Annotated in this window: 13 protein-coding genes; 6 read left to right on the top strand and 7 right to left on the bottom strand. The window is 68.5% G+C overall.

Annotated elements, in window-relative coordinates:
* The first annotated feature begins 4 nt into the window (after positions 1-4).
* From ACZ5LB_RS18185 to ACZ5LB_RS18170, 4 genes are all read left to right on the top strand, one after another.
* A complete protein-coding gene (locus tag ACZ5LB_RS18185) occupies positions 5-799 on the top strand; it encodes a cell division protein FtsQ/DivIB (protein ID WP_464603618.1) in 795 nt (264 codons plus the stop codon).
* Positions 800-864: 65 nt separating this feature from the next.
* Complete coding sequence (ftsA, locus tag ACZ5LB_RS18180; protein ID WP_464603617.1) at positions 865-2,079, top strand: cell division protein FtsA; 1,215 nt, start codon at positions 865-867, stop codon at positions 2,077-2,079.
* The gene (gene ftsZ / locus ACZ5LB_RS18175) at positions 2,070-3,320 is read left to right on the top strand and encodes a cell division protein FtsZ (protein WP_464603616.1); all 1,251 of its coding nucleotides are present in this window, start codon (positions 2,070-2,072) and stop codon (positions 3,318-3,320) included. The genes ftsA and ftsZ overlap by 10 nt, the downstream gene beginning before the upstream one ends.
* A gap of 155 nt (positions 3,321-3,475) precedes the next feature.
* Positions 3,476-4,012, top strand: coding sequence for an outer membrane beta-barrel protein (locus ACZ5LB_RS18170; protein ID WP_464603615.1), 537 nt, complete (start codon positions 3,476-3,478; stop codon positions 4,010-4,012).
* A 652-nt stretch (positions 4,013-4,664) separates the two neighbouring features.
* On the opposite strand, the gene ltrA is transcribed toward ACZ5LB_RS18170, so the two are convergent.
* The 7 genes from ltrA to ACZ5LB_RS18135 form a co-directional block, all read right to left on the bottom strand.
* Complete coding sequence (gene ltrA, locus ACZ5LB_RS18165; RefSeq protein ID WP_464603614.1) at positions 4,665-5,915, bottom strand: group II intron reverse transcriptase/maturase; 1,251 nt, start codon at positions 5,913-5,915, stop codon at positions 4,665-4,667.
* A gap of 757 nt (positions 5,916-6,672) precedes the next feature.
* Entirely contained in the window at positions 6,673-7,434 is a 762-nt protein-coding gene (locus ACZ5LB_RS18160) for a diguanylate cyclase (RefSeq protein ID WP_464603613.1), read from the bottom strand.
* A 5-nt stretch (positions 7,435-7,439) separates the two neighbouring features.
* Positions 7,440-7,832: a biofilm regulation phosphoprotein SiaC gene (gene siaC, locus ACZ5LB_RS18155; protein WP_464603612.1), complete on the bottom strand. Its 393-nt coding sequence runs from the start codon at positions 7,830-7,832 to the stop codon at positions 7,440-7,442.
* Positions 7,829-8,371: a SiaB family protein kinase gene (locus tag ACZ5LB_RS18150; protein ID WP_464603611.1), complete on the bottom strand. Its 543-nt coding sequence runs from the start codon at positions 8,369-8,371 to the stop codon at positions 7,829-7,831. The genes siaC and ACZ5LB_RS18150 overlap by 4 nt, the downstream gene beginning before the upstream one ends.
* 3 nt (positions 8,372-8,374) lie before the next feature.
* Entirely contained in the window at positions 8,375-10,369 is a 1,995-nt protein-coding gene (locus tag ACZ5LB_RS18145) for a SpoIIE family protein phosphatase (RefSeq protein WP_464603610.1), read from the bottom strand.
* A gap of 7 nt (positions 10,370-10,376) precedes the next feature.
* On the bottom strand, positions 10,377-10,703 hold the full coding sequence (locus ACZ5LB_RS18140; RefSeq protein ID WP_464603609.1) for a PqqD family protein: 327 nt from the start codon (positions 10,701-10,703) through the stop codon (positions 10,377-10,379).
* 85 nt (positions 10,704-10,788) lie between these two features.
* Positions 10,789-12,909, bottom strand: coding sequence for an OPT family oligopeptide transporter (locus tag ACZ5LB_RS18135; protein WP_464603608.1), 2,121 nt, complete (start codon positions 12,907-12,909; stop codon positions 10,789-10,791).
* 127 nt (positions 12,910-13,036) lie between these two features.
* Here ACZ5LB_RS18135 and ACZ5LB_RS18130 point away from each other — a divergent pair, with 127 nt between their 5' ends.
* Both ACZ5LB_RS18130 and ACZ5LB_RS18125 read left to right on the top strand, forming a co-directional pair.
* Positions 13,037-13,807 carry a TrmH family RNA methyltransferase gene (locus ACZ5LB_RS18130; protein WP_464603607.1) on the top strand — a complete coding sequence of 257 codons (771 nt, stop codon included), beginning with the start codon at positions 13,037-13,039 and terminating at the stop codon, positions 13,805-13,807.
* Positions 13,804-15,291: a nitrilase-related carbon-nitrogen hydrolase gene (locus tag ACZ5LB_RS18125; RefSeq protein WP_464603606.1), complete on the top strand. Its 1,488-nt coding sequence runs from the start codon at positions 13,804-13,806 to the stop codon at positions 15,289-15,291. Before ACZ5LB_RS18130 ends, ACZ5LB_RS18125 begins: the two co-directional genes overlap by 4 nt.
* Positions 15,292-15,303 lie beyond the last annotated feature (12 nt).

Below are 15,303 nucleotides of genomic sequence, written 5' to 3'. Positions count from 1 at the left end.
ACCCATGCCCATGATTCCCCGCACCCGCCCGAAGCGACCCTGGATGCCCTGGGCCCGGGTGGGCCTCGTGGGGCTGCTGGTGACGGGGGCGGGCTACGCGGCCCTGGAACTGGGGCACAAGTACCTGGGCCTCCAGAAGCTCACCATCGAGCAGATCACCATATCCGGCTGCCGGGGGGAGCGCCTGGAGCAGGCCCAGGCCATCGCCGACCAGGTCTGCCTGGGCAAGCCGTTGTTCTGGTTCGACGCGGAAAAACTGCGGGAATCCCTGGAATCCAAGCGCTGGGTGAAGGGGCTCCTCATCCGCAGGGACCCCCCGGACCGGCTCAGCCTGGTGCTGGAGGAGCGCAAGCCCATCCTCTGGCTCGTCCGCCCGGAAGGCGTCTTCCTGGTGTCCGACGACGGCATTGTGCTGGATCGGCTCAATCAAGTTGATTTAACGCCCATTCCCGTCGTGGCGGATCCCAAAAGCCAGCAGGACGGGCCGATGGTCCAGCTGATCCGCACCGCCACGAGCCTGCGCAACAAACAGAAGGAGTTTTACGACCGCCTCACGGAACTGCGGTGGAGCGACCGGGGCCCGGTGGCCTTCCTGGAGGGCCTGGACGCCCCCATCTACCTTTCGCGCCTGGAACCCACGAAAAACATCCCCAATTTCCAGATGCTGTTCCTGAACGAGCTGTCCAAGAGGGCGGACGCGGGCTCCCTGCGGTACATCGATCTGAGGTGGGACGACGAGATCGCCGTGGGCGAACCTTCCGATTCCACGCCGCCCAAGGCCGTGGCCCAGCCCCGCTGAATTTTCAACCCTGTAAATCCAGTTCCCGCGCGGTTATGCTTGGGGTCAAGGAAACAGGAATACTCATGGTGCAACCTGCCGTTCTGCTAGGACTGGATCTCGGAGCCAGCAAAGTTGTCGCAGTTGTTGCAGTTCAGGAGGAGAACGGGCTCCTGAACGTCACCGGCGCGAGCCAGGCGAACCCCGAGGGGGGCATCCGCCAGGGCGAGATCACCGACATCAACCTCACCGTCACGGCCGTCACGCGCGCCGTGGAGGAGGCCATGCGCACCTCGGGCCAGACGCGGCTCGACGGCATCCGCGTCACCGTGGACGGCATCCAGTTCAAGGGCGAGAACCTGCGGGACTCCATCACCATCGCGTCCTCGGACCGGGTCATCACGCCCGGCGACAAGGACCGCGTCATGGAGCAGGCCACCAACGGCTGCAAGCTCGCCAAGGAGGAGACGGTCCTGCACCGCATCCCCCAGATGTTCCACATCAAGGGCCAGCGCGACATCAAGAACCCCGTGAACATGATCGGCGACACCCTGGAAGCGGAGGTGCGCATCATCGTGGCGCCGGGCTCCGTGCTGGAGAACATCAACCGCGCCCTGCACCTCTCGGGCCTCCAGGACGCCGCCCTGATGTACTCCCCCCTGGCCTCGGCCGAGGCCGTACTGAGCCGCGAGGACGCGGAGAACGGCGCGGTCGTCGTGGACGTCGGCGAGCAGCTCACCCACATGGGCGTCTTCCTGCGCGGCACGCTCTTCCATTCCGCGGTGATCCCCATCGGCGGCATGCACTTCACCAAGGACCTGGAGATCACCAAACACCTGGGCGGCATCGGCATGGCCGAGCGCATCAAGCGCATCTACGGCACGGCCCTGCCCACCACGGTCCCCGCCGAGGAGCACATCGAGCTCGAGGAGGAGGGGCGCCAGGTTTCCCGCCGGGAGCTGGCTGACGTGCTCCACGCCCGGGCCATCGAGCTCCTGAACATGGTGCTGGCCGAGATCGGGCGCTCGGGGCTCATCCACGAGATCCACGGGGGCGTGCACCTGGTGGGCGGCGGTTCGCTGCTGCCCGGGATGCCCATCCTCGCGCAGAACATCCTGGGACGCCCGCGGGTCGTCCTGGGCCGCGTGATCGGCGTGCAGGGACTTTCCCACGCCATCGCCAACCCGCTCTACACCAATGCCCTGGGCGCCGTGAAGGCCCTGCACCGAAGCATGAACGAATCCACCGGACGTCCCCGCGGGGGCAGTGGCCTATTCGAGAGGATCAAGCGATGGATCTGATTGGCGACCCCATGAGCGGAATCCCCTTCCTCCCCAACCCGGTCCACCTGCCCGGCGCCAACATCAAGGTGGTGGGGGTGGGCGGTGCGGGATGCAACGCCATCGACCGCATGATCCAGAGCGGGGTCGGCGGTGTGCAGTTCATCGCCATGAACACCGACCAGCAGAGCCTCGCCCAGAGCAAGGCCCACGTGAAGATCCCCCTGGGCCCCCTGAGCATGCGCGGGCTGGGCGCCGGCGGCAACGCCGAGCGCGGCGCCGTGGCCGCCGAGGAGAGCCGTGACGAGATCCTCGCCCAGCTCCAGGGCGCGGACATGGTGTTCATCACGGGCGGCATGGGCGGCGGCACGGGCACCGGCGCGGCGCCCATCGTGGCCAGCTGCGCGCGCGAATTCGGCGCGCTGACGGTGGCCGTGGTGCTCACCCCCTTCCGCTGGGAGGGCGTGAACAAGTCCGACAAGGCCAGCCAGGGCCTGGAGAACCTGCGGAACACCGCCGACACGGTCATCGTGGTCTCCAACGAGAAGCTGCTCACCCTGTGCGACAAGGGCGTGAAGATCAAGGAGGCCTACCGGGTCGCCGACGGCGTGCTCATCCAGGGCGTGCGCGGCATCACCGACCTCATCCTGCGCCCGGGCACCCTCAACGGCGATTTCGCCGACGTGGAGGCCGTGCTGCGCAACGGCCGCGAGGCCCTCATCGGCACCGGCATCGGCCGGGGCGAGGAGGCGCTCCTGGACGCCCTGCAGCGCGCCCTGGACTGCCCCCTGCTGGAGCGCGACACCCGGGGATCGGCTTCCCAGGTCATCGTCTCCGTCATGGCCGACTGGGACCGCGTGGAACTCTCCGCAGTGGAGACGGCCATGGGCTTCCTCAGCCGCCACTACCACGGCCTGGCCGACATCAAGCTCTGCCAGGTGGAGGCCCCCGAGCTGGAGGACCGCGCGCTGGTCACCGTGCTGGCCTCGGGCTTCGTGGAGACCAGCCAGGACCTGGACGTGGACGTGGAGGAGGCCCCCCAGGAGATGCTCACCTTCTCCGAGGTGCCCCGCACCGCCAACGGCGACTCCGGACGCATCTACGGCGAGGTGCCCCAGAACCCCCTGGACGCGCCGGTCCTGACCCCCACGCGGCTGCTCCCCCAGGCGCCCACGCCCAGTGGCGAGATGGCCACCCTCACCGAGGACCTGCACGTGCCGGCCATCATCCGCATGACCCAGGGCCGGCTCGGCATCGAATAAAGTTTTAATTGATTCCTGAATTGCGGAGCGCCGTCCCGGCGATCGCAATTCGCGTGTCACCAAGCGGACATTTGCGTCACATGAACGGAAGGATCCCATGCGGATCCCGGAGCAATAAAGGAATCATCCTTTCTCCGCCCCCTTCCGGAGTGACCATGACCATCCCCACCTTCCGCTTGGCGCGCCTGGGCCTCCTCTGCGGGGCCACCGCCTTCCTGGCCGCCGAGGCGCCCCGCCTGGGCCTTACGGCCGGCGCCGCCTGGCCCACGGGCCCCACCCGCGACATCACCACCAGCGCGGGCTATTCACTGGGCGCCTTCGCCGACTGGGAGCAGCGGCCGGGCCACACCCTCCGCCTCGCCCTGGACGGCAACTTCCACCCCCGCACCCGGGACCGGAACGTCGCCGACGGGACCTCGAGCCGGTCCCAGAGCCAGTCCCTCACCCTCAACTACGTGTTCAAGCCCCGGCCCGATTTCCAGGGCTTCTACCTCGTGCTGGGCGCCGGCGGCATGAACTACCAGAACCGCAAGGGCGACATCCTCGGCGAGACCGGCGTGAAGCTGGCCTGGAACGCGGGTTTCGGCGTGGACATGAACGAGAACTGGGGGGTGCTGGCCCGGTACCATTCCGTCACCTCCGACGGCCACAGCTACGGCACGGTCACGGCGGGCCTGACCTACAGGTTCTAGACGGCCTCCGCTTCTCGGCCGGTTGGAATGGTGGAATTGTTTCGCCCGAATGGAATGGTGAGGGAGCTTCAGGTAAAGAACACGTACGCCGAGCACGCCGAGGCGCAGAGTTACGCAGAGGTGGCTTCGCGACCCGATGTGGCGACCCATTCCGCCCAGGCCCTGTCCGCTGCGCGGACCGCGCCGTGGCCGGCGCGCGGCAGGGTGCTCTGGTCGGGCCTGGGCTCAGCAATCGGTTGAAAGGTCAGGTCAGGGAACGTTCCGACGACTGCCTGGGAGCGGAAGCAGGAGCCTGGATGGTTCCACGACCTTGGTGGAGTCGTCTAGCTCCGGGCCCAGGATTCAAGCGTCGACCCCTTGCCACGCCGGAATCCGGCATCCGACGCGTCGAGCCCAGGCCCGTCCAAGGCAGGGTGCGCTGGTCATCCGCAGGCTTGCATGCGGAAGGACCAGCGCACCCTGCCTTGCGCCGCGTGAGCGGCGCAGCCCGCGACAGCGGGCAGGGCCTGGGCGGAATGGGTCGGTACGTCGGGGTGCGAAGCTGCCTCGGCGTAACTCTGCGCCTCGGCGTGCTCGGGTCGGGTAGGCCCGGGGCGTTGCCGCCCCAGGCCCCCCTCAGATCCGGACGTGCCCGATTAAGGCATCCGGCTCCTCAGATCACGTGAGTAGCTGCGGGCATGGGCGTCACTGTCCGCTTCAGCCTTGGGGGCGGGAGCGGGAACCGCTTCAACACCTTCTCCATGGCCTCCCAGGTCAGGACTGCCCTTTGGGATCTCCGGCCCAGCCACTTCTTCCAGAGGTGACTCACCTCCCGAGCGAAGTTCCTGATGGATCTGAAGTTCCCCGTAATCCCGTAGTAGTTGTAGTGTCCGATTAGCTTCTGGCGCAGGGTCTTGTGCTGGTCCGAGAGCCGGTTATGCCGGTTCTTCTTCAGCCAGTCCCCTGTGGCCTTGATGGCGCGGCTGAACCGTTTCTTCGAGGTCTTCCGCTTCACCACCCAAGCCCCCTTGAGGGACTTGCCCCAGTAATGGGTGAATCCCAGGAAGTCGAAGTTGCCGGGTCCCCCTCCGGGGTCCCGCGGTTCCTTCGGTTTCCGGAACTCCACCAGCCGGGTCTTGTCCGGGTGGATCCTCAGTCCGAACCTTTCGAAGCGCTTCGGCAGCACCTCCAGGACTCGCCGGGCATCTTCCTCAAGGGCAAAGCCCATCACGAAGTCGTCCGCGTAGCGGACCAGAAAGGCTTGACCCCGCAGACGGGGCTTCACTTCCCGCTCGAACCATACGTCCAGCACTTCGTGGAGGTAGATGTTGGCCAGGGTCGGGGAGATCACACCCCCCTGGGGAGTGCCCGTTTCCGGGTGCGTGATGCATCCTTGGTCGAGAACCCCCGCCTTCAGCCATTTGCCGATCAGACGCTTTACCACTCCGTCCCGCATCCGCTTGTCCAGGATTTCCCGCAGGCAGCCGTGGTCCAGCGTGTCGAAATACTGCCGGATATCCACGTCTAGCAGCCACCCACCGCTCAGGTTCATCGTCTGCTGCCAGATCGCCTGCAGTGCCTGGTGCGCCGACCTCCCGGGCCGGAATCCATACGAGCAGTCCAGAAAGTCCTGCTCATAGAGGGGTTCCAGGAGCATGACCACCGCCCTCTGGAGGACCTTGTCCTCGAAGGTGGGGATGCCCAGAGGACGCTGGGTTCCATCCGCTTTGGGGATGTATACCCTTCGCACCGGAGGGGCCTTGTAGGGGTCGCCGGCTTTGGCTCGGTTCAGCAGGGATTGGAGATTTGCCTCCAGATTCTCCGCGTATTCCTGGGCTGTTTGGCCATCCACCCCTACTGCCCCGTCCTTACGGGTTTGCCGGTAGGCTTCCTGAAGCCATTCGATGTCCATGTGGTGGGACAAGCTGCGAATTGCCGCCTCCGGCATTTGCCGGGACAGTTCCGCTATCCGTTGTTGTTTCGTGCAGACCGAGCTGGGAGTCGATATTCCCATGGTCTTTCCCTCCAACGATTCCGTGATCTGGCAGCCCCTTGGCTCCAGCGGGTCCCTCGGAACGGTTCCCCACCTTCATCGCTACTACGAGCTGCTCCGACTCCCTGCCGCCCTTCCCGCCGCCGTCATTTGGTTCCGGCTGGCGGTACCGCCTTCGCATCCGGTTGTTCGCTCCTGATCGGGTCGGTGCCCCCCGTCCAGGCCAGGGTTGTTTGGATCGTGGCGTCCCCAACCACGGGTCCAGGCGGAAACGACAGGGCCTCCCAGGTTCCTGGGGGACCCCCTGCGGACATGCCCTGCTCTGCGACCCCGGCGGGACCTTTGAGCCAGGCCGTTGCGGCTCTCAGGTGCGGCCTTCCGTTCGTACGAAAACGTCGGCTCCCACGGTAATAAGACTTTCGAGGCTCGATCACACGGCCTATACGCTCGCTGTCTACGCTTCGAAGGGTGGGTCACCCCACCACCACGCAAGACTCGCTTCTGGCTGCTGGCCAGCTTTGCCAGATGGGGTTGGCTACCCATCGGGTCCCATTGCGAGGTTTCAGGTGATTAGGTCATCCGTCCTCCTCGCCCAGGCTTTGCCTGGCGCACCGTACGGGTCCCTTAACCTAAGTCACCGGATCGTCAAATCCAGCGGAGAAGGTTCCGATATTCCCATCGGCTTCCATCAGCCTTCCACCCGGTTCCCGCCCTGGCGCTTGGCGAGGTACATCGCGCCGTCGGCCCTGCGGATGAGGGAATCCATGGACTCCCCCTGCTCCAGCACGGCCAGGCCCACGCTGAGGCCCACGGAGACGTGGGCGTCGGCGGCGGGCACCGTGAGGGCGGAGGCGGCCTTGCGCAGCTTCTCGGCCACCTCCAGGGCGCCGGGACGGGCGGTGCCGGGAAGCAGCACCAGGAACTCCTCGCCGCCCCACCGGGCGCAGACGTCGTAGCCTCGCAGGGTATCGCGCAGGGCGTGGGCCAGGGTCACCAGGACGCGGTCGCCGGTTTCGTGGCCGTAGGTGTCGTTCACGGCCTTGAAGCGGTCCACGTCGGCCATGAGCACGGCCAGGGTGCCCCCTTCGCGCGCGGTCCGGACCAGTTCGGCCCGGAGGTCTTCCATCATGGCCCGCCGGTTGGGGATGCCCGTGAGGGAGTCGGTGCGGGAGGCCTGCTGGAGCACCTCGTTCAGGGCCTTGAGCTGGCCCTGGAAGCCGTCGGAGATGCGGGTGATCTTCACCAGGCGCCGCAGCAGGCGCAGGTGGGCGTCGCCCAGGCGCTCCAGTTCCGGCAGGAGCGGGTTGTCCCGGTTGGCCGGGTCCGCCCGCAGGTTTTCGAGGCGGCTGCGAAGGCCGGCGGCGTCGGGGTCCCGGTAGGGGAGCGGCCGCGACGGCAGATCGCCGACCCGGGTGAGGCGGAATCGGGGGTTCCCTTCCGTGGTGGCCATGGCGATCATCCTTCCGAAGGCATGGGGACGATGTGGAACGGCAGGCTGAGATCCTCCCGGAATTCCTCCGCGAGGTCCAGGGCCCGGTCGTTCTCGGGATCGTAGAACCAGGTGACCGACACGGCCCGGCCCGAAAGGTGGGCCTCCTCCATGGCGTCGAGCAGGTCCATCATGCATTTGATGCTGCTGGTGTTCAGGTAGGTCAGGCGGAGTTCCACGCCCAGGGGCCGGTCGTCCCGGGCCAGGAAGTCCTCCACCCACGCGAGGATCGGCTGGAAGAACTCGAAGGAGTTCTCGGGGTAGGATTCCCCGGCGAGTTCCAGGAGCCCGGCCTCCGCGTCGCTCCGGACCCGGGGGCTGGAGGCGGTGGCGGCGAACGTCAGGGTTTCGAGGGTCATACGGTCACCGTGAGCGAGAAGAATTCCAGGCCGGCATCCTCGGCCGCCACCGAATAGGACAGGGGCTCGGAGGCGGTGCGGGCCATGCGGATGAGGCCCAGGCCCGCGCCCAGGGCGCCCGGGGGGACCTCGGCGTGCAGGCGCTCCTTGTAGAGCGCCTTGAGGTCCGCGGGGGCCATGCCCGCCAGGGCATCCAGCCTCGCCAGGAGCCCGGGGGCGTCCTGGCTGCGGATGTAGTTGCCGCACCGCACCAGGTAGCGGTCGCCGCGGCGCCCGATGACGAGGACGCCCGTCTCGGCCTGGGCGCGTTCGGGGCCGGTCCAGTGGCCCTGGGCGGCATAGGCGGCCACGTTCTGCGCGGCCTCGATGAAGACGGTGAAGACGTCGGCCATGGCCGACTTGCGGACGGCCTCGGCTTCAAGGTGCCTGCGCACCGCCTTGCCCAGCTCCTCGATGATGCTGTGCCGGAAGGGGCCGTTGAAGGACATGAGGATGCCCTCCGAGGCAAGGAAACGCCTTATCTGGTCCAGGTCGCCCATGGTCTACTCCTCGGCGGGGCCGCTGCGGAACCCCAGGATGGTGATGTCGTCCCGCTGGGGGTTGGCCCCCTGGTAATCGGCCAGGGCCTCCGCCAGGGCCTCGCCCTGGGCGGCCATGGGCAGGTCCCGCAGGTCCTGGAGGAGCCTGCCCAGGCGGCGCCGGCCGAAGCCGAAGCTGAACCTGCCGCCGTGCTGGTCGAGGATGCCGTCCGTGAAGAGGTACACCACCGTCCCCGGCGCCAGGGCCAGCTCCTGGTTCCGGAAGGGGTAGTCCTCCCGGGACCGGCGGTACCCCAGGCTGTGGGGATCTCCCGCGTGCACGGCCAGCTCCTCCTCCCCGGGCCCCAGGACCCAGAGCGGAAGGCGGGCGCCGGCGAACACCATGCGATCCGGCAGCACCCGCAGGAGCGCCAGGTCCAGGCCGTTGTCCATGTTCCCCCCGCGCGTGGCGGGCCTGTCGTCACCCTGATGGAGCAGGCGCTTCAGGGACCCGTTCATCTCCCGCAGGAGCAGGGCGGGGTCGGAGGTGCCGAGCTTGGCCACCAGCTGGTTGAGGATGGCGCCCGCGCTCATGCTCATGAAGGCCCCTGGCACCCCGTGACCGGTGCAGTCGCCCACGGCCAGGAGGAACCCGCGCGCGTCGGGAAGGCAGGCGTAGAAGTCGCCGCCCACGATGTCCCGGGGGCGGAACAACACGAAATGATCCGGGATGTGGCGGGAAAGGTCCCCGGGCTTGGGCAGCATGCTCTCCTGGATCAGGTGGGCGTAGGCCAGGCTGTCCATGATCTTGCGGTTGGACTGGGTCAGCGCCAGGGTGCGCTCCTCCACGAGGCCCTCGAGGTTGGCGGTGTACGCCTGGATGGTGGCGGCCATGTGGTTGAAGGTGCTGGTGAGCTTCCCGATCTCGTCGTCCCGGTCCACCTTCAGGGTGATTCCGTAGTTGCCCGCGGCGATCTCCCGGCCGGACCGGGTCAGGCGGGCCAGGGGCTCGAGCACCATGCGGTTCAGGAGCCAGGACACCAGCGCGATGGTCACCAGCAGGCTCAGGGCCAGGAGTCCCAGGATGGGGAGGAAGCTGCGCATGCCCATCACCTGTGAGGGATCCACCAGCGTGAGGGTCACCCAGCCGATCTCTCGGATGTAGAGCGCCGAGGCCAGGTAGCGCTTGCCCTCCACGGGGAGCTGGAAGGACTCCAGGGCTGAATCCCCCTTCACCAGGCGGTCCAGACGCTCCCGCAGGAGGGTCCGGCCGGCGTCCGTGTCCACCAGCTGGTAGAGCGTCATGCGGCGGGACTCGTCCTTCATGCGGGCGTTGAAGTCCATGTAGCGGGCGCTGGGGTGGGCCTGGAGGACGCCCTTGGGGTCGACCATGATCGTCAGGGCGCTGCGGTCCCCGCCCTGGACGAGGTCCTTCAGAAAGGCCGAGAGGTCCACCCCGGTGCCGGCGAGGCCCACCTTCCGGGCGCCGTCCTTCACCACGACGTTCACCCAGACCTTGAGCACCCCCAGGGGCACGCTGGAATCCACGTGCAGGGCGAAATCGTCCACCTTGTCCAGGGTCTCGAAGAACCACTGGTCGTTCACGGCCCCCGGTTCGAGGGTGTACCGGGGGACCCGGGCCGGGGATGCGGCGTCGCCGTAGTAGTAGTGGCGGCTCCCGGCCACCACGAAGAAGCAGCTGCGGTCGGAGAACGACCTGCGGAAGCCCTCCAGCTCGGCCAGCCCCGCGGCCCGGACCCCGGGATCCGCCTCGGACCGGCAGAAGGCACGCATGGTTTCCGAGTCCGCCAGCTTGCGGGCCAGGGCCACCTCGCGGCGCACGGGGCCCATGAGGCGTTCCTTCTCCAACTGTGCATTCTTCTCCGCGAAGCGCTGGCCGAAGGCCCCGGAAATGCCCCGGGCGGCCCAGAGGAAGGCGAGGACGGAGACGAAACCCACCGCCAGGTAGATGCCGAGGATCGTCAGGATGGAGCGGACCTTGAGGCTGCCGAGGTTCATGAGGACACTATAGCAACCTGATGAAGCCGCCCGAGGCCATCTGGACGACCAGGGCGACAGTCCGTTCCTCCACCGGTTCGGCTGTGGCCCCGAAGCGTTCCCGCACCGCCCCGCACACCTCCCGCACGGTGCGCACACCGTCCAGGGTCTCCCAGATGAAGGATCCCGTGGCGTCCAGCCTCACCCGGAATACGGGCCGGGGCAGGAGCTTCTGGAACCAGCCCAGGCGCGGGCTGAGGAACTTGGGCCGCAGGAGGACCACCCGGCCCTCCCCGGTCGTCTCGGATTCCACGGCCCGTTCCGGAACCTTGGCCATCAGCTCAGAGGTGGTCATGGCCCCCATGGGGTCCTCCCGGGGACGGCGCCCCTAACGGCCGCGGGCCCCGGAAACCGGGACCCGCGGGAAGGAAAGGTTAAGGCTAGAAGTTCGCGCTGGGGGGCGCGGGCTCGTCGGCGGCGCCGGCGTTGTTCATGGGCAGCTTCACCAGGTAGACGGCGATGGCGGCCAGGATGGCCAGGCTCACCAGGAAGGTGATGGCCGGGGGGTTGGCGAAGATGATGTACTTCACCTCGAAGAACGTCAGGCCCGCGAAGAGCAGGCCCACCAGGGCCTCGCCCGCGATGAGGCCCGCGGCCACCAGCACGCCGGAGTTCTCCACCCGGACCTTCTGGGCCGCGTTGAGGCCCCGCTTCTCGGCCACCATCTCCACGACGCCCTTGACGCACCCGCCCAGGAAGATGGCGAAGGTGGTGCCCAGGGGCAGATACATGCCCACGCTGACCAGCATGGGGCTGCGCACCTGCATGAGGATGAAGGCGAAGCCCATGAGCATGCCCACGATGATCAGCGGCCACGCCATCTTGCCTTCCACGATGCCCCGGCTGAGCATGGCCATCAGGCCGGCCTGGGGCGCGGGGATGTTGGGGCTGCCGAAGCCGGCGTCCAGCTGCATGACGACCTTCTTCTCGTCGGCGGGAAGCTGGCGGAGCTCGGCGACGCTGTAGGTCTTGCCGCCGTAGGTGACGGAGTCCACGTGCCGGGCCTCGAGCTGGACGATCTGGGTCTCGGCGGCCTTCTTGATGTCGCCTTCGTGGAGGATCATCAGGGGGAGGAAGAGGACGACCGCGGCCAGGCCCACGCCCAGGATGTCGCCCATCTGCATGCGCCAGGGCGTCCCGCCCAGGATGTAGCCCACCTTCAGGTCCTGCAGCATCTCGCCGGCCACGGCGGTGGCCACGCACGCGATGGCGGCCACGCCCAGCACCGCGGCGACGCCCGCGTTGCCCTTCACGCCCAGGGCCACCATCACCAGCGCCGTGACCACCAGGGCCGACAGCGTCAGGCCCGAGATGGGGTTGTTGCTGGAGCCCATGATGCCGACCAGGTAGCCGCTGATGGCCGAGAAGAAGAAGCCCACAATGATCATCACGAGGGCGGCCACGAAGGAGACCATGAAGTTGACGTGGAAGATCCGCCAGGTGATGAGGAAGGTGGCCACGGCGGCGAAGAGGATGCCCATCATGACGTAGGAGAAGGGCAGGTCCTGGTTGACGCGGTCGACGGTGTGGCCACCCGCGGCGGCCTTCTTGACGTCGGAAACCGAGCGCGCCAGGCCGGTGGTGAGGCTCTTGCGCATCTTGAAGAGGGTGAAGCCGGCGCCCATGAGCATGCCGCCGATGGCGATGGGCCGCACGATGAACTTCCACACGGCCGCGGACAGGGCGAACCAGTCTTCCATGGTGGCGCCGTCGGGCATTGAGTAGGGGGCGATGAAGTAGATGATCAGGGGGACCATGAGGCCCCAGGCCATGACGCCGCCGGCGAAGTTCAGGGCGCCCAGCTTGGGCCCGATGATGTAGCCCACGCCCATGTAGGCCGGGCTGATGCCGGGGGCCGTGAGGTAGAGCCCGCCCTTGGCCAGGGCGGCCTTGCCCTTGCCGATGAGCGCGAAGGAGTTCTCCTTGAAGTAGACGAACCACTGCCAGGTGCTGGCGAAGAGCTGGACCTGGACCAGGGCCTGGATGACCGCGCCCACGCCCATGGCGGTGAACAGGGTCTTGGTGCCACCGCCGCCCTGGGCGCCGGCCTTGTGGATTTCCGCGGCGGCCACGCTCTCGGGATAGGGCAGCTCGGCGTCCTCGACCATGACCCGCCGCAGGAGGGCCACGAACATGATGCCCAGCGTGCCGCCCACGAACATGATGGCGCTGGAAGTGAAGTAGTTGGTCATGGAGAAGAACGTGGGCCAGATGCCGGAGATCACGAAGGCCGGGATGGTGAAGATGGCGCCCGCGGCCACGGATTCCCCGATGCTGCCGACGGTCCGGCCCATGTTCTCCTCGAGGATCGTGCCCTTCATGAGCTTGATCAGGGCCATGGAAATGACCGCCGCCGGGTAGGTCGCGGCGATGGTCATGCCCGCCTTCAGGCCGAGGTACGCGTTGGCCGCGCCCAGGACCACGGCCAGGACCAGGCCGATGAGCACCGCCCGGAGGGAGAATTCCCTCAAGTTCTGCTCGGATGACACATAGGGTTGCATGAGTTTCTCCTCCACTGAGGCTTTCGACAGGCCGCTGGTACTCGGCACGACACATGGGACGATGGGTTAGATTCTGCCTTGTTCCTTTGAAGTGTCCTATGGATTCCTTCCGGCTAGGCTGTAAGGCATGGAAAAAGAGAACCTGATCACAAGCCGGGCCAACCCCAGGTTCAAGACGCTCCGGACCCTTCCCTCGGCCGGCGGAGCCCACCGCACCCACACCCTGCTGCTGGGCGCCAAGCTCATCGAGGCCTGGACGGAGGGCCCCGAAGCCGGCCGCCTGCGGCCCGTCACCTGGCTTCGCCTGGAGGGCGCCCGGCCCCACCCCCTGGAACGCACCCTGGGAGTGGAGACCTGCGTCCTGGGCGACACCCTCATGCGGGACCTGGCCGATGCCGGCAGCCCCCCCGACCATGCCCTCCTGGCCGCCCTGGAACCCGCCCCGGAAGGCCCCCTGCCCGACCGGGTCATCGTGCCCTGGGGCATCCAGGACCCCGGCAACCTGGGCGCCATCCTCCGCAGCGCCGCGGCCTTCGGCTTCCAGGCGGCCCTCCTCGGCCCCGGCTGCGCCGATCCCTTCGCCCCCCGGGCCCTGCGGGGCGGCATGGGCGCCGCCTTCCTGCTGCCCATGCGCCGGTGTGATGCCCTGGACCTGGACGGGGGCGCGTGGCTCGCCCTGGACGGCGCCCCCGGGGCCCTGCCCCTGGAGCGGGCGCCCCTGGCGGGCCGGGTGCGCATCCTGGTGGGCAACGAGGGCCACGGGTTCGACGGCGCCGAACTGCCCGAAGGGATCACCCGCGTGGCCATCCCCATCCGCGGGGTGGAAAGCCTCAACGCCGCGGTGGCCGCGGGCATCGCCTGCTTCGAGACGGCCCGCAGGGCGGGCCTCGGGCGATGAAGGACGCGCTCCTCATCGCCCTGGCCTACCTGGCGGCCAACCGCTTCCCCATGGCGTCCGGCCGGGGGTACCTGGAGGCCTTCGCCGCCTTCCTCCTGCCCGCGCTGGTGTTCGCGGCCATCGGCCGCGGCCGGCGCCTGGCCTGGGTGTACCTGGGCCTTCTGGCGGGCACCGTCGGCGGCTTCCATTGGGTGCCCGAGGTCATGCACTCCAAGGCCCCCATGCCCATGGCCGCGGCCCTCGGGGTGGCCACCCTCTTCTTCGCCTACGAGGCGCTGGGGATACTGGCCGTGGCCGCCCTGGCCCGCTGGGCCTGGCGGCGGCGCCCCCTGGCCGGGGCCCTGGCCGCGGGCCTGGGCATGGCCCTGTGGCAGACCTACGCCTTCCACATCTACGACCTGAGCTTCGCCTCCCCCCTGGGCGCCGTGCCGTGGATGGCCCGCGGCGCCGCCTTCCTGGGCGCGCAGGGCCTGGTGGCCCTCCTGTGGGGCCTGGGGGCCTGGACGGGATTCCAGGCCGCCCGGGGCGCCGGCCCCCGCAGGGTCCTGGCGGCCCCCGCCGCCCTGCTGCTCCTCCTGGGCGGCCTGGACGCCGCCTGGTACCTCCTTCCCCGGGGCCCCCGCCTGGCCCTGGACGTGGTGATGATCCAGCCCAACTACCCGCCTGGGGAGCGCATGCCCGGCATGGAAGCGGACATGTGGCGGCGCACGGACGCCGAGTTGAAGCGGTCCGGCCTGCCCCGCCCCGCCTACGCCACCCTGGTCCTCTGGCCCGAAAGCTCCGTGCTGGGCCGCAACGACCTGGCCCCCGGAGGCCGCCTCCCCCAGGAGGCCCGCGACCGCGGCGTGGCCTGGCTCTTCGGCACCGAGGGCGGGCGCTTCAACCTGGTGCGCGGCGAGGCCGCGGGCCAGCCCAGCTTCATCCAGGCCAAGGTGTTGCCCATGCCCTTCGGCGAGCGCATGCCCGGTCCCCGCCCGGTGCGGGACTTCCTGGACCGCCACCTGGGCTTCTATTCCGCCGAGGCCGGCACCCTGGGCCCCGGGTCCAGCTTCCGCTTCCCCACGCCCCAGGGCCCCCTCACCGCCCATCCCCTCATCTGCAGCGAGGCCCTGCTGGAGCAGCGCGTGGCCGAAGGCCTGGCCGTGGCCGGGGGCCAGCTCCTCACCAACCACACCAACGACGGCTGGTTCGACCGCAGCGTCGCCACGGACCTCCATGCGGTGCAGATCCGCCTGCGGGCGGTGGAGGCGGGCGTGCCGCTCCTGCGGGCCACCCTCACCGGCAAGTCCGGCGTCTTCCGGGAGGACGGAACCTGGGAGCTGTGGGGCCAGCCCATGACCGAAGCCTCCCGCAGCCTCCACCTCGCCTGGCGCCCGGTCTCGACGCCCGCGCGAAGCCCCCGGCTGGCCCCCGCCATCCTCGGCCTCCTGGCCCTGGCCCTGGTGGCCGCCGCCTGGAATAAAAGAGAAACGAGACTGAATTGATCCCACTGTCTA

The organism is Mesoterricola sp. MK458 (genome assembly GCF_055384935.1).
This window is presented reverse-complemented; position numbering and strand designations above follow the sequence as displayed.